18 protein-coding genes and 1 pseudogene are annotated in these 18,803 nt (G+C 69.9%); 9 read left to right on the top strand and 10 right to left on the bottom strand.

What is annotated here, in order from left to right; translation table 11 throughout:
* Positions 1-2: 2 nt before the first annotated feature.
* Positions 3-524 (bottom strand): YqaA family protein, encoded by a 522-nt coding sequence (locus ACSMFO_RS31830; protein ID WP_037343090.1) that lies wholly within the window; start codon positions 522-524, stop codon positions 3-5.
* Positions 525-778: 254 nt separating this feature from the next.
* Between ACSMFO_RS31830 and ACSMFO_RS31835 the strand changes: the two are divergent.
* Positions 779-1,129, top strand: a pseudogene (locus ACSMFO_RS31835) (GtrA family protein); the annotation flags it as partial.
* A gap of 18 nt (positions 1,130-1,147) precedes the next feature.
* Here the strand turns inward: ACSMFO_RS31835 and ACSMFO_RS31840 are convergent.
* Positions 1,148-1,708, bottom strand: a complete 561-nt coding sequence (locus ACSMFO_RS31840) for an N-acetyltransferase family protein (protein WP_436461544.1) — start codon at positions 1,706-1,708, stop codon at positions 1,148-1,150.
* Between the two features lie 59 nt (positions 1,709-1,767).
* Here ACSMFO_RS31840 and ACSMFO_RS31845 point away from each other — a divergent pair, with 59 nt between their 5' ends.
* On the top strand, positions 1,768-2,988 hold the full coding sequence (locus ACSMFO_RS31845) for a winged helix-turn-helix domain-containing protein (RefSeq protein ID WP_436461545.1): 1,221 nt from the start codon (positions 1,768-1,770) through the stop codon (positions 2,986-2,988).
* Between the two features lie 242 nt (positions 2,989-3,230).
* On the opposite strand, the gene ACSMFO_RS31850 is transcribed toward ACSMFO_RS31845, so the two are convergent.
* A complete protein-coding gene (locus tag ACSMFO_RS31850; RefSeq protein ID WP_436461546.1) occupies positions 3,231-4,148 on the bottom strand; it encodes a DUF4097 family beta strand repeat-containing protein in 918 nt (305 codons plus the stop codon).
* A gap of 10 nt (positions 4,149-4,158) precedes the next feature.
* On the bottom strand, positions 4,159-4,689 hold the full coding sequence (locus ACSMFO_RS31855) for a toxin-antitoxin system HicB family antitoxin (protein WP_063275660.1): 531 nt from the start codon (positions 4,687-4,689) through the stop codon (positions 4,159-4,161).
* A 133-nt stretch (positions 4,690-4,822) separates the two neighbouring features.
* On the opposite strand from ACSMFO_RS31855, the gene thyX reads away from it, so the two are divergent.
* From thyX to ACSMFO_RS31885, 6 genes are all read left to right on the top strand, one after another.
* The gene (gene thyX / locus ACSMFO_RS31860; RefSeq protein WP_005156312.1) at positions 4,823-5,575 is read left to right on the top strand and encodes an FAD-dependent thymidylate synthase; all 753 of its coding nucleotides are present in this window, start codon (positions 4,823-4,825) and stop codon (positions 5,573-5,575) included.
* Entirely contained in the window at positions 5,575-5,967 is a 393-nt protein-coding gene (locus tag ACSMFO_RS31865) for an ACT domain-containing protein (protein WP_125675873.1), read from the top strand. Before thyX ends, ACSMFO_RS31865 begins: the two co-directional genes overlap by 1 nt.
* Positions 5,968-6,049: 82 nt before the next feature.
* Positions 6,050-7,555: a serine/threonine-protein kinase gene (locus tag ACSMFO_RS31870; RefSeq protein WP_436461547.1), complete on the top strand. Its 1,506-nt coding sequence runs from the start codon at positions 6,050-6,052 to the stop codon at positions 7,553-7,555.
* A gap of 110 nt (positions 7,556-7,665) precedes the next feature.
* Entirely contained in the window at positions 7,666-8,679 is a 1,014-nt protein-coding gene (gene dapA / locus ACSMFO_RS31875; RefSeq protein ID WP_037343102.1) for a 4-hydroxy-tetrahydrodipicolinate synthase, read from the top strand.
* Positions 8,676-10,373: a ribonuclease J gene (locus tag ACSMFO_RS31880; RefSeq protein WP_037343103.1), complete on the top strand. Its 1,698-nt coding sequence runs from the start codon at positions 8,676-8,678 to the stop codon at positions 10,371-10,373. The genes dapA and ACSMFO_RS31880 overlap by 4 nt, the downstream gene beginning before the upstream one ends.
* Before the next feature lie 335 nt (positions 10,374-10,708).
* The gene (locus ACSMFO_RS31885) at positions 10,709-12,268 is read left to right on the top strand and encodes a VWA domain-containing protein (protein ID WP_436461548.1); all 1,560 of its coding nucleotides are present in this window, start codon (positions 10,709-10,711) and stop codon (positions 12,266-12,268) included.
* Here the strand turns inward: ACSMFO_RS31885 and ACSMFO_RS31890 are convergent.
* Positions 12,198-13,607, bottom strand: coding sequence for an amino acid permease (locus ACSMFO_RS31890; protein WP_436461549.1), 1,410 nt, complete (start codon positions 13,605-13,607; stop codon positions 12,198-12,200). The genes ACSMFO_RS31885 and ACSMFO_RS31890 overlap by 71 nt on opposite strands.
* Positions 13,608-13,759: 152 nt before the next feature.
* Between ACSMFO_RS31890 and ACSMFO_RS31895 the strand changes: the two genes are divergently transcribed.
* Complete coding sequence (locus tag ACSMFO_RS31895; RefSeq protein WP_436461550.1) at positions 13,760-14,350, top strand: DUF305 domain-containing protein; 591 nt, start codon at positions 13,760-13,762, stop codon at positions 14,348-14,350.
* On the opposite strand, the gene ACSMFO_RS31900 is transcribed toward ACSMFO_RS31895, so the two are convergent.
* The 5 genes from ACSMFO_RS31900 to wrbA all read right to left on the bottom strand — a co-directional run bounded on the left by ACSMFO_RS31900 (position 14,327) and on the right by wrbA (position 18,765).
* Positions 14,327-15,298, bottom strand: a complete 972-nt coding sequence (locus tag ACSMFO_RS31900) for an EamA family transporter (RefSeq protein WP_436461551.1) — start codon at positions 15,296-15,298, stop codon at positions 14,327-14,329. The two genes, ACSMFO_RS31895 and ACSMFO_RS31900, sit on opposite strands and share 24 nt — an antisense overlap.
* Positions 15,299-15,622: 324 nt before the next feature.
* On the bottom strand, positions 15,623-16,183 hold the full coding sequence (locus ACSMFO_RS31905; RefSeq protein ID WP_436461552.1) for a hypothetical protein: 561 nt from the start codon (positions 16,181-16,183) through the stop codon (positions 15,623-15,625).
* A 71-nt stretch (positions 16,184-16,254) separates the two neighbouring features.
* On the bottom strand, positions 16,255-17,790 hold the full coding sequence (locus ACSMFO_RS31910) for an alpha/beta hydrolase (protein WP_436461553.1): 1,536 nt from the start codon (positions 17,788-17,790) through the stop codon (positions 16,255-16,257).
* Complete coding sequence (locus ACSMFO_RS31915) at positions 17,790-18,080, bottom strand: hypothetical protein (RefSeq protein WP_436461554.1); 291 nt, start codon at positions 18,078-18,080, stop codon at positions 17,790-17,792. Before ACSMFO_RS31915 ends, ACSMFO_RS31910 begins: the two co-directional genes overlap by 1 nt.
* Positions 18,081-18,150: 70 nt before the next feature.
* Complete coding sequence (wrbA, locus tag ACSMFO_RS31920) at positions 18,151-18,765, bottom strand: NAD(P)H:quinone oxidoreductase (protein WP_436461555.1); 615 nt, start codon at positions 18,763-18,765, stop codon at positions 18,151-18,153.
* Positions 18,766-18,803 lie beyond the last annotated feature (38 nt).

Consider the following 18,803-nt stretch of genomic DNA (forward strand, 5'->3'; position numbering starts at 1 on the left):
GGTCAGTAGTGGAACCAGCCCGCGAACAGGGCGGGTGAGGCGGCCAGCAGGCTGAACCGCAGCCAGCGGCCCACGAAACCGGTGGCCAGGAAGGTCGCCAGCGGCATCCGCACCAGGCCCGCGAGCACACTCGTGGCCATGTACGGCGGTAGGCCGACGACCGAACTCACCCCGTACGTGCCCGCCATCCAATGCGGATGCCGATGGCACCGCTCGCGCAGGGCGTCGAGCCGGGCGCGCATCTTCTTGGTGCGCGCCCGCCACCGTTCCCGGCGCGGGGTGGGCGGCCGCTCGCGGTGCAGGCGGTCGTGCAGCGGTTTCGGCAGCTTGATCGTGCCCTTCGCGGCGAGGTAGTAGAGCGTCTTCCCGCCCACTTGGCCGGCCGCGACGATGGCGCCGAGCAGCAGCCACGGCAGCGTCGGCTGGCTCGCGCACAGGCCGATGAGGAACATTTCGATGCTGACCACGGGGAGGATCGCGGAGCCGAAGGCGACGCCGAACGACAGGAGCAACCAGCCCACCATCGTTGCCTCCCCGTTATCTTCGTTCTCTCCAAGTTATCAGCTGAAAACCTGGACGCACTGGGGCCAGCCCCCGTTCCCGGCCTCGGGGCCGCACCAGAAGATCACCTGTTCGTCGGCTCGCGGCCACTTGCCGCTGCCATGCTGGAGCCGTGGCCGACGTGCACGACGCGGTCCGCGGCAAGGGTTTCGCGGATCGCTTCGCCGACTTCTGCGCGGCCGTGGTGCGGCGCCTCCCCTTCGGGCTTTCCCGGCTGGTGGCGCCGAGTTTCCTCGGTTTCGCGCTCATCAACGGGTTCACCTTCGGGGTCGACCTGATCCTGCTGACCCTGCTCCGCGGCTGGCTCGGCCTGCCGGTGTGGCTGGCGATCACGCTCGCCTACGCGACGGCGTTCGGGCTGAGCTTCGTGCTGAACCGCAGCATGAACTTCCGCTCGCACGCGCCCGTCGGCAGGCAGGCGGTGCTGTACGTCATCGCGATCGTCATCAACTACGTGGCGTTCCTGCTCGGCGTCGGCGCGGGATTGGCCGCGCTCGGCGTCGACTACCGCCTGTCCCGGCTCATCGCCGGGGCGTGCGAAGGCGTGTTCATGTACTCGGTGATGCGCTGGGTCGTGTTCGCGAAATCAGGGAGTGAGCTCGAGGTCGAGCCCGCCGGTGAGCCGGACTTCGCGCACGTTCGTGCTTCCGGTGTCGAGGATGCGGACGGTCCCGTCGGGCGACCAGCCCGCGCGGCGGAAGAAACCCAGTGACGCGTGATCGGTCTGGGCGACCCAGCTGATCCCGCGGGTGGCGCCGTCTTCGCGCAGCCAGGCGGACGCGTTCGCCAGCAACCGTCCCGCGTGCCCTCGCCGTCCCCAGCGCGGCTCGACCAGCAGCGAGGCGATGAGCGCCGTCGTCGAAGCGTCGTCGGGCAGCGATCCGTCGGCCGTGGCGACCTCGCTCACCGGGGCGCGGCCGACGACGCAGAAGCCGACGGAGAATTCGCCTTCGGTGGCGAGGTAGACACGCGTGCCCGGGTATTCGATCGTCTCGGTCCAGGTCTTTTCGAGTTCCTCGATGTCGAGCCCGGCGACAGCCGCTTCGCCGAGCAGCTCCGTGTAGGCGCTTCGCCAGGTATCGCGCTGGATGCGGGCGATCTCGGGGGCGTCGGACACGACTGCTGGGCGGACTTCGGCGGCGGCCATGCTGCGCAGATTATCGGTGTCGCCGAAAACTGTCGGTGGTGGATGGCACCATTCCGACGATGAGCACTACGACCATCAGCGGTCCGGTCGCGCGCCGGATCGCCCTGGCCGCACAAGGGTTCGCCGACGCGCGTCCCGGTGGAGCGGTGACGAGGAGGCATCTGCAGCGCGTGCTGTCGCGGATCCAGTTGCTGCAACTGGATTCGGTGAACGTCGCGGTCCGCGCGCACTACATGCCGTTGTTCTCCCGGCTCGGCGCGTACGAGCCCACGCTCGTGGACGACGCGGCCTGGTCCCATTCGGCGCGCAAACCCCGGATGCTGGTCGAATCCTGGGCGCACGAGGCGAGCCTGCTGCCGGTGGCGGACTGGCCGCTGTTGCGGTCCGGGGCGAAGCGCATGGGCTGGTGGACGAACTACGCGCGAGTGCTGGACCAGACGCCGCAGCTGGTGGACGACATCCTGACCGTGATCAAGGAACAGGGACCGATCGGCGCCGGCGGCATCGAGCGCGCGCTGGAGGGCAAGTCGGGAGGTTCGAGGCCCGGTTCGTGGTGGGAACGGTCCGAGGTCAAGAAGGCCTGCGAGTGGCTTTTCGGCATGGGGCAGCTGACCACCGGCACGCGCCGGTCGTTCGAGCGGCTGTACGACCTGACCGAACGCGTCGTCCCGCCGGAGATCCTGTCGCGGACCGTGAGCCCGGAGGAAGGAGCCCGCGAACTGATCACCCGCGCGGCCGTCGCGCTGGGCATCGGCACCGAACCGGATCTGCGGGACTACTACCGGCTGGGTCCCGACGTCAGCAAGCGGGCGGTGGCGGAACTGGTCGAGGCGGGGGTGCTGGAACCGGTGACCGTGGACGGCTGGCCCGCCCCGGCATACCGGCACGTCGCGGCGAAGGCGCCGCGGTCGGTCACCGGCCGGGCCCTGCTGTCACCCTTCGACCCGCTGATCTGGGAACGCGCCCGCACCGAGCGCATCTTCGACTTCTTCTACCGCATCGAGATCTACGTGCCCGAGCCGAAGCGGATCTACGGGTACTACGTGTTCCCGTTCCTGCTCGACGGCGAACTCGTCGGCCGGGTCGACCTCAAATGCGATCGCGCCGCCGGGGTGCTTCGCGTCCAGGGCGCCTTCGCCGAGCCTGGGGTGGATGTCGCGCGGGTCGCCGGTGAGCTGGCGGGCGAGCTGCGGCTGATGGCGGAATGGCAGGGGCTGGACGGGGTCGCGGTGGGGGAGCGGGGCGATCTCGCTCCGGCGCTCTCACGCCTCGTGCGCTGAGCTTCGCGAACGCTATGAAAGGTCCTTTGCTTGCAAATTTTGCAAGGAAAGGACCTTTCATAGCGTCGGCGCCTCTCGCGGGGAGGTCCGTGAAGGCCTCCTTCCCTACCTTGAGAGTAGGGAAGGAGGCCTTCGCTACGTCGCCGCCGTTCGCGACCACCTGAAATGAGCAAGGGACCTTTGCTCCCACCCCCGTGGAAAAGTGCGAGCAAAGGTCCCTCGATCCCCCTGCAGACCGCGGCTCAGCCGGCCGCGCTGGTCACCACCGCGTCGCCCGTGCCGGTGCGCGCCCGCACCTTCAGCGAGACCTCCGAAGGCGCGCTCTCCGCGACCTCGAGTTCGCTCGACACCGATCCGGTCGTCGACGAGAGGTCGATCTCCGCCTGGACACCGCCGCGGATCCCGACGCGGACCTCACCCGATCCGGTGGTCAGTTCCAGCGTCCCGGAAGCGGCGTCCGCCACCGAGAGGGAGCCGCTGCCGGTGCGCGCCAGGACCTCGCCCGCGACCTCGCCGAGCCAGACGTCACCCGTGCCGGTCGCGACCGTGGCCGAACCGCTCACCGACGCCGCCTCGACGGAGCCGCTGCCGGTGCGCAGCTGGAGACCGGACAGGGTCGGCCCGAGCTTGATGTCGCCGGTGCCGGTGCGGACGATCGCCGAACCGTTGGCCCGTTCGAGCGCGATCTTGCCCGCGCCGGTCATGAGGTCGGCCCGTCCCGCGACGCCGGTGACCGTCACGTCGGCGGCCCCGGCCCGCACTTCCAGATGCGAACCGGAGGGCGCCCGGACGGTCACGGCGAGCGGGACGTTCTTCAGCTGCCAGGCCTTCGGCGCCTGGACGACCAGCCGGTTGCCGACCTTCTCGATCCGCGTCTGCGCCACGGCATCACCCACGGAGCCCGCCGACCCCACCGGTGAACCGCCGAGCTGGTCGCCGAAGCGTTCCCCGACCCAGCTGAGCAGGCTCGTCATGCCGTCCACCCACGGCTGCTGTTCGCCGCCGTCCCGGCGGACCTCGGTGTGGACCCCGTTCTCGTCGGTCAATTCGATGGTCACCCGGCCGATGGCCACGCTCACGTCGACCTCGATCGGGCCCTCGGCCTCGAAGTCCTCGACGCGCACGGTCTCTTCACCGGCGGGAATGCTTTCCTCGGTCATGTCCGTCCCCTCAGCCCTGGACCCAGCCGTGCAGGTGCGAACCGGCACCGCCGCCAGGCTTCTGCTTGTGCTGCCAGTGCTCGCTCCCGCTCTTGCCCAGCGCGCCCTGGACGGCCTGCGAGACGAACGTGTTCAGCGAAACCCCCTGCGAGGCGGCCGCGGCTTCGGCCTGGCCCTTGACCTGCTCGAACAGGCGCAACGTGATGCGGGTGATGTCGCCCGTGTCCACCTTGGGCGCGCGCGGGGTCTCCCGCGGCGCCTCGGAGCGGGGCGCGGACCGCTCGGCGCCCTCCGCGGAGCCGGAGCCGGTGACGACGACGCGCACGTCGCGGCCGTCGAGCCGGACGTCGACGACGTGCCCCGGCAGAGCCGAAGTCACTTCGGCGGCAAGGTCGGCGAGAGCGTTCATGATGGTCAGTCGGGCGGCGGGCTCCAGCGCCGACGACAGCAGCGCGGCAGCGCGCCGCGTCTGCTCGTCGCCGGCCGAAGCCGTGTTCGCGAGGTCCTCGCGAAGGCTTGTGATGTACGGCGTCAGATCCATGACACCACTATGACGTCACACGTGATGTCACGTCAAGGAGACCTGACGTCACCGTGATGTCGCCCCGGCGTCAAAGACGCTTGCGGTTACGCTGCCCGGAGTCGTGGAGCAGGGGTCGAAAAGGAGTGCGAACGTGGCCGAGACCGTGTCACCCAAGGTTCAACTGATCGCGAAGACGGAGTTCTTCCCGCCGTCCGACGTACCGTGGTCGACCGATGCCGACGGTGGTGAGGCGCTGGCCGAATTCGCGGGCCGGGCCTGCTACCAGTCCTGGAAGAAGCCGAACCCGAAGACGGCCACCAACGCCGGCTACCTCGAGCACATCATCGACGTCGGCCACCTCTCGGTGCTGGAGCACGGCTCCGTCAGCTTCTACATCACCGGCATCTCCCGGTCGCTGACGCACGAGCTGATCCGCCACCGTCACTTCTCCTACTCGCAGCTCTCGCAGCGCTACGTGCCGGAGCGCGACGCCGCGTTCGTCGAGCCCGACGTCATCGCGCAGGACCCGGAGCTGCACGCGAAGTTCCTCGCCGCCTCGCAGGCCGCGGTCGACGCCTACACCGAACTGCTCGCCGGGCTGGAGGAGAAGTTCGCCGACGTGCCGAGCGCCACCCTGCGCCGCAAGCAGGCCCGCCAGGCCGCCCGCGCCGTGCTGCCGAACGCGACCGAGACCCGCATCGTGGTCACCGGCAACTACCGCGCCTGGCGGCACTTCATCGCGATGCGCGCCACCGAGCACGCCGACGTCGAGATCCGCGCCCTGGCCATCGACTGCCTGCGCGAGCTGCAGAAGGCCTCCGGCAACGTCTTCGCGGACTTCACCATCTCCGCGCTGCCCGACGGCACCGAGGTCGCGTCCAGCCCGAAGGTCCTCGAGGGCTGATGCGACGCCTCGCGATCGACGTCCGGCCCGGCGAGTACGCGGTCGCCCGCCTCGCCCCGGACGCGCCGGTTCCGGCGAACCTGCTCGACCCCGGCGAGCCCGTGCTTATCTCGATCACTCGCACCCCGGAAGAGCTGTCGGTGATCTGCCCGGCCGGTCTCGCGCCCGCCGGGGCCACCGTCGAGGACGGCTGGCGGCTGCTGTCGGTGCGCGGGCCGCTGGCCTTCACACTGACCGGCATCATCGCGGCGCTGTCCAGCGAGCTGGCCGCCGCCGGGGTGGCGCTGTTCTCGATGTCCACGTTCGACACCGACCACGTGCTGGTCCGGGCTCCGGAACTGGAGCGCGCGGTGAAGGCGCTCCGGGAAGCCGGGCACGAGGTCACGGTCTGATTCACCAGCACGGCGAAGGAACCTTTCGGCACGCGAACGGGTCCGAGTTAGCATCCTGCGCGAACCGAAGGAGCACCGAACCTTGACCGACGAACAGACCCGTCCGTACGGGCCGCCCCAGCAGACGCAGCAGGCCTCCGGCGCGCGGATCGTCGCCGGCCGATACGCCCTGCTGGGCGAGCTCGGCCGCGGCGGGATGGGCATCGTCTGGCGCGCGCAGGACCAGGTGATCGGCCGTCAGGTCGCGATCAAGGAGCTGAAGTTCCCGAACGCGCCCGAGGACGCCTCGGTGCTGACGGAGCGGATGCTGCGCGAGGTCCGCTCCGCCGGTCGTCTCAACGACCCAGCCGTGGTCACCGTGTACGACGTCGTCACCGAGAACGGCGCGACTTACATCGTGATGGAGCTGGTCGAGGCGCCGACGCTGGCCGACCTGGTGCGCGACCACGGGCCGCTGCCCGCTCAGCAGATCGCGCTGGTGGGGGAGCGGGTGCTGTCCGCGCTCCGGGCCGCGCACGCCGCCGGGATCGTGCACCGCGACGTCAAACCCGCGAACATCATGGTCGCGCCGGACGGCCGGGTGAAGCTCACCGACTTCGGTATCGCGCACGCCGCCGACGACCCGCGCCTGACCACCAGCGGCATGATCGTCGGCTCGCCCGCGTTCATGGCGCCGGAACGGGTCGAGGGCCGCGACGCGATGCCCGAATCCGACCTCTGGTCGCTGGGCACGACGCTGTTCTTCGCCGCGGAAGGCATCGTCGCGTTCGAACGGTCGACCACCGCGGCGACGCTGCACGCGATCATGACCGAGGCGCCGTACCTGACCCGGGTCCAGGGCCCGCTGGCCGCCGCGATCCTCGGCCTGCTGGTCACCAAACCCGAGGCGCGGATGTCCTACGACCAGGTGCGCAGCCTGCTCGCGGCCGCGCAGGGGGTGCAGGCCCAGCCCACGCCGCCTTCGGGCGGCACGGCGATGATGCCGCAGTCCGGCCAGCCGATGACCCGGCTCGCCCCGGCGCCCGAGGCGAAGCGCAACCTGCGCCCGCTGTGGCTCAGCCTCGCCGCGGTGGCCGTGATCGGCGCGCTGGTCGGCGGGATCTTCCTCGGCCGCTGGATGGCCGCGCCCGAGGGGAGTTCGCAGGCGCAGCCGACGTTGACCTACGGCATCAACGGCCAGGTCAAGCTGGGTTCGTCCGGGGACTGCTACAACGTGCCGCTCAAAGAGGGCATCAACCTGAACGACGGGGTCAGCTGCGACAAGGACCACCTGCTGGAGATCTTCTCCAAACGGGCCCTGCTCGAAGTCGAGTCCCCCAGCGACGACGACGCGAAGATCGCCGAATATCCGGGCGCGGAAACGGTCAACCGGATCGCCGAGGCGACCTGCTCGGCGACCTTCAACTCGAACGTCGTGCCCGCGGCGCAGCGGGCGACACTGACCTGGCGGGCGCTCGTCCCGACCGAGGCCGAGTGGAAGCGGCCGCCCGGCGAGGAGGACCGCACCTACTCGCGGGGCTACTACTGCCTGCTCGCCAAGACCGACGGGAGCCAGATCCCCTCGCAGATCACGACCAAGGTCAAATAGCTCACAGAGAGTTTGCGCCGAGTTCGCCTTCGTCGCGGAAAATCTCCCGCATTCGGCGGGAACGACCACGTCGGCAAGGGTTCGGCGCTCGCAGGAGGTACCTTCACAGCATGTCCACTCCACCTACCGCAGCGCCGGGAAGACCGTTCGGGCGCGTGCTCACCGCGATGGCCACCCCCTTCGACGCCGACGGGGCGCTGGACCTGAAGCGGGCGCAGGAGCTGGCCGAACACCTCGTGGAACTGGGCAACGACGGTCTCGTCGTGAACGGCACGACGGGGGAGAGCCCCACCACCACCGACGCCGAGAAGGCCGAGCTGGTCCGCGCCGTCGTCGAAGCCGTCGGTGACCGCGCGACGATCGTCGCCGGGGCGGGCACGAACAACACCGCGCACAGCATCGAGCAGGCGAAGCAGGCCGAAGCGGCGGGCGCTCACGGCATCCTCGTCGTCACGCCGTACTACTCGCGGCCCAGCCAGGCCGGGCTCTACGCGCACTTCACCACGGTCGCCGACGCCTCCGGCCTGCCGGTGATGCTCTACGACATCCCGCCGCGCTCGATCGTGCCCATCGAGGTCGACACGCTGCTGCGGCTCGCCGAGCATCCGCGCATCCTCGCGGTCAAGGACGCCAAGGGCGACCTGATCGCCGGCTCCGAGGTCATCGCGAACTCGCAGCTCGCCTACTACTCCGGTGACGACGGCCTCAACCTGCCGTGGGTCTCGGTCGGCGGCGCGGGCGTGGTCAGCGTGATCGGGCACGTCGTGGCGGGCCGCATCCGCGGCATGATGGACGCCTACGAGTCCGGCGACACCTCCACCGCGCGCACCAACCACCGCGGCATGCTGCCGGTGCTGCGGGCGATGTCCCGCGTCGGCGGGGTCGCCTTCTCGAAGGCGGCCCTGAAACTGCGCGGTTTCGACATCGGCGACCCGCGGCTGCCCATCGTGGCCGCGAGCGACGAGCAGCTCCAGGCGATTTCCGCCGATCTCGCCCAGGGGGGCGTGCCGCTCGGGGAAAGCGCCGCCAGTGACTGGCATGGTGCACGAGTGGCACAAGCAGATTCAGCGGCGGCCTACACGGCGCCGACCTCACATACCAGCGTAGGGACCATGCCTCGGTGAGTTCATTGCCAACCGGACCCGGACCGACCACCCCACCGCCCGCGCTGCCCGAAGGCGCCTTGCGCGTGGTCGCGCTCGGCGGGATCGGCGAAGTCGGCCGCAACATGACCGTCTTCGAATTCGACGGCCGTCTGCTGATCGTCGACTGCGGGGTGCTCTTCCCCGAGGACGACCAGCCCGGCGTCGACCTGATTCTGCCCGACTTCCGCGCGATCGAAGACCGCCTCGAGGACATCGACGGTCTCGTCCTCACCCACGGGCACGAGGACCACATCGGCGCCGTCCCGTTCCTGCTGCGGCTCGTGCCGGACCTGAAGATCTACGGCTCCCGGTTCACGAACGCGCTGCTCGCGGCCAAGGCCAAGGAACACCGTCAGCGGCCGAACCTGATCGAGGTCCGCGAGGGCGAGCGACGCAAGGTCGGCCGGTTCGACCTCGAGTTCTTCGCGGTCAACCACTCGATCCCGGACGCGCTCGCGGTGGCCATCCGCACGCCTGCGGGGGTCGTGCTGCACACCGGCGACATCAAGCTCGACCAGCTCCCGCTCGACGGCAGGCTGACCGACCTCGCCGGGTTCTCCCGGCTCGGCGACGAGGGCGTGGACCTGTTCTGCGTCGACTCGACCAACGCCGAGGTGCCCGGTTTCGTCATGCCGGAACGCGACATCGGCCCGGTGCTCGACGACGTCGTCCGCAAGGTCGGCCAGCGCGTCATCGTGGCCTGTTTCGCGAGCCACGTGCACCGGGTCCAGCAGGTGCTCGACGCGGCCGTGCGGCACGGGCGCCGGGTCGCGTTCGTCGGCCGGTCGATGGTCCGGAACATGGGTATCGCGGCCGATCTCGGCCTGCTGAACGTGCCCGACGGTCTGCTGGTCAACCTCGACCAGGCCAGTGACCTGCCCGAGGGCAAGGTGCTGTTCGTGTCGACCGGTTCGCAGGGCGAGCCACTGTCGGCGCTGTCGCGGATGGCGCGCGGCGAACACCGGCAGATCTCGATCCGTGCCGGCGACACCGTCGTCCTGGCCAGCTCGATGATCCCGGGCAACGAGACCGCGGTCTTCGGGGTCGTCAACGGCCTCACGCGGCTCGGCGCGAACGTCGTGCACCAGGGCAACGCCAAGGTGCACGTGTCCGGGCACGCGTCGGCGGGCGAGCTGCTGTACCTGTACAACGCGGTGCGCCCCAGCAACGTCATGCCGGTGCACGGCGAGTGGAAACACCTGCGCGCCAACGGGGAACTGGCCGTGCGCACCGGTGTCGCGCCGGAGAACGTGGTCATCGCCGAGGACGGTGTCGTGGTCGACCTCGTCGACGGCAAGGCCACGCGGACCGGCCGGGTCGAGGTCGGGCACGTGTACGTCGACGGCCTCTCGGTCGGCGACGTCGGCGAGTCGACCCTGTCCGACCGGCTCGTGCTCGGCGAGGGCGGCTTCATCGCCATCACCGTCGCCGTGGACACCAGCACCGGCCGCGCGGTGACGCGTCCGACGGTGTCCGGACGCGGGTTCTCCGACGACCCGAAGGCGCTCGACGCCGTGGTCCCGATGGTGGAGATGGAACTCGCCAGGACCGAGGCCGAGGGCATCACCGACACGCACCGCATCGCGCAGGCCGTGCGCCGTGTCGTCGGCCGCTGGGTCGCCGACACCTACCGGCGCCGCCCGATGATCGTGCCGACGGTCATCCCCGTCTAGTCCCGAACGCGCGTGAAGGCCTCCTTCCCTCGGCTCAGCCGAGGAAAGGGGGCCTTCACGCGCGAGTGGCGGCCGCGAGCAGCAGTGCGAAGGCGACCGTGATCGCCTGGCCGAAGAGGGCGTTGCGCGCTTTGCGCTGTTCCGCACGGGTGGGCCGGTTCATCACGAATTCCCCCGGTTTCGAGTGTTTTCCTTACCGGGCAAGTGTTTCGCGAGCCGCGTCGGCGCACCTCCCGCCTCGGTAGGGTTTCTCTACGCCGAAAGTCGTAGCCTTCCCCTAGGGGTGCTCTCGGCGTACCCTCGGACGCTCCTCGAGCCCCATGCCGGGAGAGCCGATGGGACGCCACGCCACCAGCCGGACCCGAAGACGGATACTGTTCCCGCTGCTGGCGCTCGCGCTGGCGGCCGTGCTCGGCGCGGCCACCTGGGTCGCCGTGGCCATGGCGCGCTCCGAACCCGACTGCGAGACCACGCGGGTGGTCGTCGCCGCGTCGCCCGACATCGCCCCCGCCGTCGCGGAGGCGGCGGACGCCCTCGATCTCGCGTGTGTCGCGTTCGACGTCCAGCCCCGGGAATCCCTTCAGATGGCGAAGGAACTCTCCGGAACCGCGCCCAAGCCTCAGGCCTGGATCCCGTCGTCGACGCTGTTCCTGAGGCGGGCCACCGGTGTTCCGCCGTCGGGGCCGTCGATCGCCAGTTCCCCGGTGGTGCTCGCGGTCGCGGAACCGGTCGCGCGGGCGCTCGGCTGGCCCCGCGAGCCGCTGACGTGGCCAGAAGTGCTGGGCCACGCCGGGATCGTCGCCGGAATGCCGGATCCGGCACGCGATCCCGTCGGAGTCTCGGCGCTGCTGGCACTCCGCGAAGTCACGGAGGACGACTCGGACCCGGCCGCCGCCTACGTCGCCTTGCTCCGCAAGTTCTCCGCCACCACTTCGGGTGCGACGGTGTTCCCCGCGGCGGAGAACGCGGTGCTGCGGCACAATTCCGGGCTCTCGGAAGGCGAGACCGCGCTGGTGGCCGCGTACTCGCCCGCGGCCATGGCGCTCGACTATCCGTTCGTCGAGATCGCGGGGGCGAGCCGTCGGCAGGCTGAGGCCGTCGCGGAGCTCAAACGCGCCCTGCTCTACGGCGCCGCGACCGGCACGCGGTCCGAACTGCGTGCTCCGGGCGGGCAAGCGTTGCGGCTGACCGAAACCGATCGACGCGTCGAGGCACACGGACAGCGAAGTAGCGAGATCCCGGCCGCCGCCGAGGTCGACAAGGCGCTCAGCCACTGGGCCGGGGTGAACGCGAGCGCCCGGGTCCAGGTGCTGATCGACGTCTCCGGCTCGATGAGCGCGCCGGTCCCGGGAACCGGAAAATCCCGCCTGGCGATCACGCTGGAGGCGGCGGAGAACGCCCTGCACTTGTTCAAATCCACTTCACAGGTCCGTTTTCTGGCCTTCGCGACCAAAGTGGACGGTGAACGGGACTACCGGGAGATCCTGCCGATGGCCCCGGTCGGGCAACAGCTGGCGGCGGTCGATCGGTTGCGTGCCGTCCGCGCCGTACCGGACGGGCAGACCGGGCTCTACGACAGCGTCCTCGACGTCTACCGGCTGGCGCACAAGGAATTCGAGCGGGGAAAGCTGAACCTCGTCATCGTGATGACCGACGGCCGCAACACCGATCCCGGCGGCATCAGCCGCGAGAACCTGGTGGCCGAGCTGGGAAAGCTGCGCGACCGGGAGCGTCCGGTGCCGGTGATCGCCATCGGGATCGGCCCGGACGCCGACGAGACCGAACTCGGACAGCTCGTCGCGCCCGCCGGCGGACAGGCCTTCCTCAGCCGTGATCCCGCGAAGATCGAAGAGGTGTTTTACGGGGCTCTCGGCCGGATCGCCGGCGCTGGATGAAGTACACGCCGAGGATCACCGCCAGGCTGATCAGGCTCAGGTAGAGCTGGGCGCGCGTATCGTCGTCCACGAACAACATCGACGCGACCACGGCCAGCGTCCCGGCGAGGGTGAGCCAGCTGAGCCACGGGTAACCCCACATCCGCAGTTTCAGCCGTTCCGGTGCTTCGGCCTCCAGGCGGCGCCGCATCCGCAGCTGCGAGCCCGCGATGATCGCGTAGACGAACAACGCGACCGCGCCGGCGGAGTTGATGATGAAGTAGAAGATCTTGTCCGGGGACACGAAGTTCATCACCACGGCCACGTAACCGACCGAAGTGGACACCAGGATCGCCTTCCACGGGACGCCGCGCCGGTTCGTGTCCGCGATCCATTTCGGCGCCCAGCCGTTGCCGCGCAACGCGAACAACATGCGGGAAGCGGTGTACAGCCCCGAATTCAGGACCGACAGCACGGCCGTCAGCACCACCGCGCTGACCACGGTCTCGGCGGCGGGGATGCCGAACCGGCCGAACGCGGCGGCGAACGGGCTGGTCGTGGTCGGGATGTCACGCCAGCCGGTGATCATCACCAGCAGGGTCACGGAGCCGACGTAGAACACGATGACCCGCCACACGATCGACGAGGTCGCCTTGCGCACGGCGGCCTCGGGTTCCCGCGATTCGGCGGCGGCGATGGTGACGATCTCCGCGCCGAAGTAGGAGAAGATCACGATCACCACCCCGTGCACCACCGAGAACGGGCCGTTGGCGAGGAAACCGTCCTGCGCGATGTTGCCGACCGAGAACGAACCGCCGGGCCAGGCGCCGAGCACGAACAGGATGCCCACCACGAGGAACACCACGATCGTGGCGATCTTGACCGACGCGAGCCAGAACTCCGTCTCCCCGAACGAACGGGCGGAGGCGAGGTTCGTCGCGGTCAGCAGCAGCATCAGCATTAGCGAGAAGATCCATTGCGGCACAACGGGAATCCAGGTCTGGAGGATCTTCGCCCCGGCGACGGCCTCGAACGCGACCACGCCGACCCAGAAGTACCAGTACAGCCAGCCGACGGTGAAGCCCGCCCAGCCCCCGAGCGACGTCCGCGCGTACTCCATGAAGGACCCTTGCGACGGCGAGGCGGTCGCCATCTCGCCGAGCATCCGCATCACCAGCACGACGATCAGGCCGCCGATGGCGTAGGAGAGGACGGCCGCCGGGCCGACGGTGTGGATGACCGCGCCGCTGCCGATGAACAGGCTCGCGCCGATGATGCCGCCGAGGGCGATCATCCGTACGTGGCGTTGCCGCAGGTCCGGGCGCAGGCCCGTCCGTTCGGAGCCGGAATCTGCACCCATGTCGCGGTGACCTCCTGTCGGAGTGACGGCGGATCGCGGGATTGTCGCACCGCGAGGCCGGGAGGAAAAGTGTTTGCGCAACCCCAGGTGAACAGGCCGATGTGGACTCTGCCAACCTAGGCACTCCACCGCGCGTTCCGAGGAGCTCTTCGATGCCGCACGCCGTCCTCCGGTTCCTGCCCGCCGTCGCCCTGGCCGCCGTCGCGCTCGCGGGCTGCTCGGACGCGGCGCCCCAGTCGCAGACGGCGCCGCCCGGGTCGTCGCCGGTGGCACAGCAGGCCGCCGTCCCGTTCAACGACGCCGACGTCGCCTTCGCGCGGCAGGCCCTCGCGCACCACCAGCAGGGCATGGATCTGGCTTCCCTGGCGGAAACCCGCGCGGCGAACGATCAGCTGAAGGTGCTCGCGAAGCGGATCATCGACACGCACGAACCGGAGATCGCGCGGCTCTCCGGGCTCATCGAAGCGTGGGGCCAGCCCGCGCCCGACGACCCGAACCTCGAACACGTCCAGCGCGACGGGTACGTCAGTCCCGGCGACATGGCGGAACTGGCCGGACTGTCCGGAAAGGACTTCGACCGCCAGTTCGTCACGCGGTTGCTGCGCCAGCGCGAGGCGGGCGTCCGCATCGCCGACGCCGAGACCCAGCACGGCCGCAACCCCGACGCCCGCGATCTCGCCGCGACGACTTCGCGTTCGCAGCAGCAGGAGATCGGCGACCTACGGGGCTTCCAGCAGGGTTGAGTCCGTCTGGACCACGTTCGAATTCAGCTGGACGATGTAGGCGCCGGTCAGCAGCACCACCGCGCCGGCGGCCTGAATCCAGCTGAGCGCCTCGCCCAGCAGCAGCCAGGCCGCGGCGGCGGCGATCAGCGGCTCGACCAGCCCGACGACGCTCGCCACCGACGCCGGGAGATGACGGAGCGCCGCCATCCCCGTCGCGTAGGCGAGGACGGTCGCGATCAGCACCAGCGCGATCAGCAACGACCACACCGGCGGCTCCCACGGCCCGAACGTCGTCGGCGTGTCGAGGACACCCCACGGGATCGTCCACGGCGGGGCGACCGCGCACACCAGTACCGCGCCGATCGTCATCCCCCAGGTGACCATGCCGAGCGGATCGCGGTCCGCGACACCCCGCTCGCCGAGGAGGAAGTAGCCCGCCGAACAGACGGCGGCGCCGAGCCCGGCGAGCAACCCGAGGACGTCCAGGCTGAGCCCCTCCCAGACCTGCGCGACCAGCACGAGCCCCGTCATCGCCAGCGCTATCCCCGCCCACATCGCCCGCGGCAGCCGCACCCGGCGCACGAACCGCACCCACAGCGCGATCAGCACCGGCGAGGTGAACTCGAGCAGGATCGCGATCCCGACCGGGATCCGGCCCGCCGAGAGGAAGTACATGAGCTGGACGCCCGCGACACCGAGCGAGCCGTACGCGAGCAGCAGCGGCCACTCGTTCTTCGTGACTTTGAGGAGCTTCGGCCGGAAGACGGCGACCAGCGCGAGCAACACGATCGCCGACAGCCCGATGCGGATCGCCGCGACCTGCTCCGGCGACAACCCGGCCTGCATCGCCGGTTTGCCCAGCACACCCGACGTGCCGAAGAAGAGCGCGGCGAGCAGGATCAGCGTGATGCCCCGGCCGCGATGCGCGACGTGCTGGCTGGGGGCGGCGGCGAGTTCGGCGGTCACGGCCGGAGGGTAGAGGCCGGGTGACTGCGGGGCGACCCGTTTTCCCAACGGCTGGTCTTCGGGTCGCCCTCGTGAGTGTTGAGGACGGTTAGAACCGTCCTCGCCGCTCACGAGCGGTCCTGGCCGCGGATGGCGACCACACGATCGCCACCTGCGGCCCCGCGACACCACCAGCCCCAGCGGTCACAGCAGATGCGCGTGAAGGGCCCCTTCCCTAGGCTCAGCCGAGGGAACTCGACCTTCACACCTTCCCCAAGTACATGAAGGCCCCCTTCACTGCGTCTAGCGCAAGGAAGGGGGCTTTCATGTACTTACGGCGAGGGGTCAGAAGGAGGTGCCGCCGTCGGTCCAGTTCGTCTGGGCGAAGTCCTCGTCGTCGACCGGAGCGCGACGCGGTTTGCGCACCGGTTCCGGCTCCGGTTCCGGCTCCGGGGGAGCGGCGACCGGTTGCTCGGGCTCGGTGGCTTCGAGGGCCTGCGGTTCGGGGGTGCCGTTCGGCCAGACGCAGGGGGAGGTGGCGCCGACGTAGAACTTGCCGAGGTCGTTCGCCTTGATCGACATGTCGAAGGCATCGCCGGTGTTGCGGGCGAAGACGTACTGATCCGTCGGCCGGGAGTCGGTCAGGATCTCGAACGCGTGCGACTCCCACCACTGGGTGATCGCCGTGAAATGCTCGGCGAACCGCGCGGAGTCCAGGCCGATGATCTCGTAGGTCGCGGAGATCTCGAAGCGGCCCAGCGGGCCTTTGTCGGTCGGGTCCGTGCATTCGGAGCGGTTCCGCGTGAACGGCTTCAACTCAGCACCGGCGGGCAACGCCGACAGCGCGCCTTGGATGTACTGCTCGACCTTGTCGCGAGCCTGCTGTTCGGTGATCGTCGATTCCATGTCGTCCCCACCTCCAGGGGAACAGGCCGCCGAGAACATCAGCGAGGCGAGGATGAATGTGAAGGCCCGGTTCACGTCGTCGGTTTCCCGGCGATGATCTGGCCGAGATTGTTCAACGACGGGTTGTTGTCTTCCCAGTATTCGCTGTGCGCTTCCTTGCTGTACCCGCCCCATCCGTCCGTACCCGGCGCCGACGTGAAGACCTGCCCGCCGAAGTCCGCGTCGGCCGGGTCCTGGCCGAGGATCGGGTCGTACCCGGCGATCTCGAGGTTCGCCAGGTTGATCATGTCGTGCTCGGCCACCGTCGCGTGCACGTGCTTCCCGATCTCGTCCTGATTCACCCCGTCGAGACGCAGTTCGCTCACGTCGTGCGCGCCGACGCCGGGGCTCGCCACGAAGACGAGTTCGTCCGCGGCGAGACCGCCGTCGACGGCCGCGTGCCCGACGACGGTGGTGCCGTAGCTGTGCCCCATCACCGTGTTGTGCGAGGGTGCGCCTTGATGCGTTTCCCTTAGCCCGTCTTGGAATTGCGCGAGCGCCGCCTTGCCGCCGTCGGCGTACTCGGCGCTCGCGGCGTCGGTGATCTCGTTCGGCGCGTCGTAGCCGAGCCAGGTGATCACGGCGGTCGAGGGGGAGCCCGACGTGGTCGCCGCGGCCCACATCTTGTCGGACCGGTTGAGGTCGCCGCCGATTTTCGACAACTCCGATCCCGTCCCCGGCACGTACGTCGCCACGTTCACCGCGGTGTCGGGGTTCCCCGCGGAAACGATCGCCTTCCCATCGCCGCCGGTGTCCAATCCCAGCAGGAACGCCTGCGGGTCCGACCGGTCCAGCCGCTGTTGGATGGCTTCGAGGCCTTTGAGTTTCGGATCGCCCTGGAGCCGCGCGATCTCGCGGGCGAGGACGGCGCGGTTGGCGGCGTCGCGGTCGGCCGCCGGGATGCCGTCGAGATTCCCGACGAGTCCCGGATTTCCTTGCAGCAGAGCGACTTTCGCCGTGTCCGACAGGCTCGCCCACCACGCCTTGTTGTCACCGGGGGTGCCGTTCTCCGGCGGGCCGATGATCGACAGGCCGCTTTGCGCGGCTCCGGCGTCGGCCGCTTGGGCGAGCGTGCCGCCACCCTGTTCGGTGATCTCGCCCCGCAGCGCGCGGCGCAGGATCTCGGCGAAATCGGCGTCGACGTCGGTCGCGCGGCGCAGGCCCTGTTCGACCCTGTCCGTCAGTTCCGCCAGCACGCGAGGCTGGTCGGGCGACGGAACACCCGCGGGCGTGATCTCGCCACCGGCACCGATGGCCAGGCCGTTCCGGTGGGCCAGTTCGTCGGTCTCCCGCACGAACGCGACGATCCGGTCCAGCGCGATCTGCACCTCGTGCGCGCCCCGCCGGACCGCGGAGGCCTGCGCGACGAGCCCCTCCAAGGTCGACGTCAGCGATTCGCCCCGCGTCGTCGCGGCGATGGCCGCGTCGCCGGTCCAGCCCGTGAAGCGCGCCATGGCTTCGACGTCGTCGTTCGCGGCGATGATCCGGGTGCACCCGTCGTTGAGCGCGTCGGCGACCTCGCCGATCGCGGCCGGATCCCACCGGCGTACGTCTCCCCAGGTGAGCATCAGACGGGGAGTTCCCGTGACGCCGCCAGCTCGTTGGCGCGGTAGCGGGCGGCCGCCTCGTCGAGCCGTTCGGCGTAGTCCGCGGTGTTCCCGGCCCACCCGGGCACCGCGCGGCCCCAGGCGTCCGCGAGCAGCCGGGCCGCTTCCCCGGAGACGCCACCCGGCAAACCGGCCGCGACACCGGCGAGCGTGGCCGCGAGGTCCACTTTCCCGACGCCGGCCGAAGCCCTTCTCGCCGCGCTTGACGCCGCGCCGATCGCCCCCAGAGCCACCTCGTACCCGCCGGTCATCCCGCTTCCTCCCCGTAGCGTGACGCTGTGTGACCACCCTACGACGCGGGAGACGGACTCGCGGTTCCCTTCACCCGTCCTTGAAAAGCCCGTCGGCGATGTAGCGCGAGACGGTGGCGAGCCGCCGCCCCTGCAGACGGAGGGCGTCGAGGGCGAGGTCGTCGGGTTCGGCGGACTTGCGCGACACGAACGAGCCGCCGTACGGATTGCCCGATTCGAGCAGGTGAGGGTCGGTGTAGCCGAGCGGCAGGATGATGGCGCCCCAGTGGTAGAAGATGTTGTTCGTCGCCAGCACGGTCGATTCGAGCCCGCCGTGCGCGGTGGACGCGGTGGTGAACGACGTCACGACCTTGTTCACGAGCTTTCCCTTGGCCCATAGGCCACCGGTACTGTCCAAAAAGGACTTCAGTTGCGCGGCGGGGCCGCCGAACCGGGTCGGGCTGCCCGCCGCGAAACCGTCGGCCCATTCCAGGTCTTCCAGCGTCGCCGTCTCGTGGTGCGGCCCCGCGTCCACCCACGCCTGCCAGCGCGGATTGCTCGCCACCGCGCCGGGCGGGGCAGTCTCGGGAACCGTGCGGATGCGGACGTCGGCTTCGGCCTCGCGGGCGCCGTCGGCCAGCGCCGACGCCAGTTTCGCGGTGTTGCCGGTCGCGCTGTAGTAGACGACGAGGATGCGGGTGCTCACGTCCGCCGACCTTAGGCGAGCGTGAGCCCCCGTCTCAG

The organism is Amycolatopsis sp. w19 (genome assembly GCF_051373225.1).
Classification (GTDB): Bacteria; Actinomycetota; Actinomycetes; order Mycobacteriales; family Pseudonocardiaceae; genus Amycolatopsis; species Amycolatopsis japonica.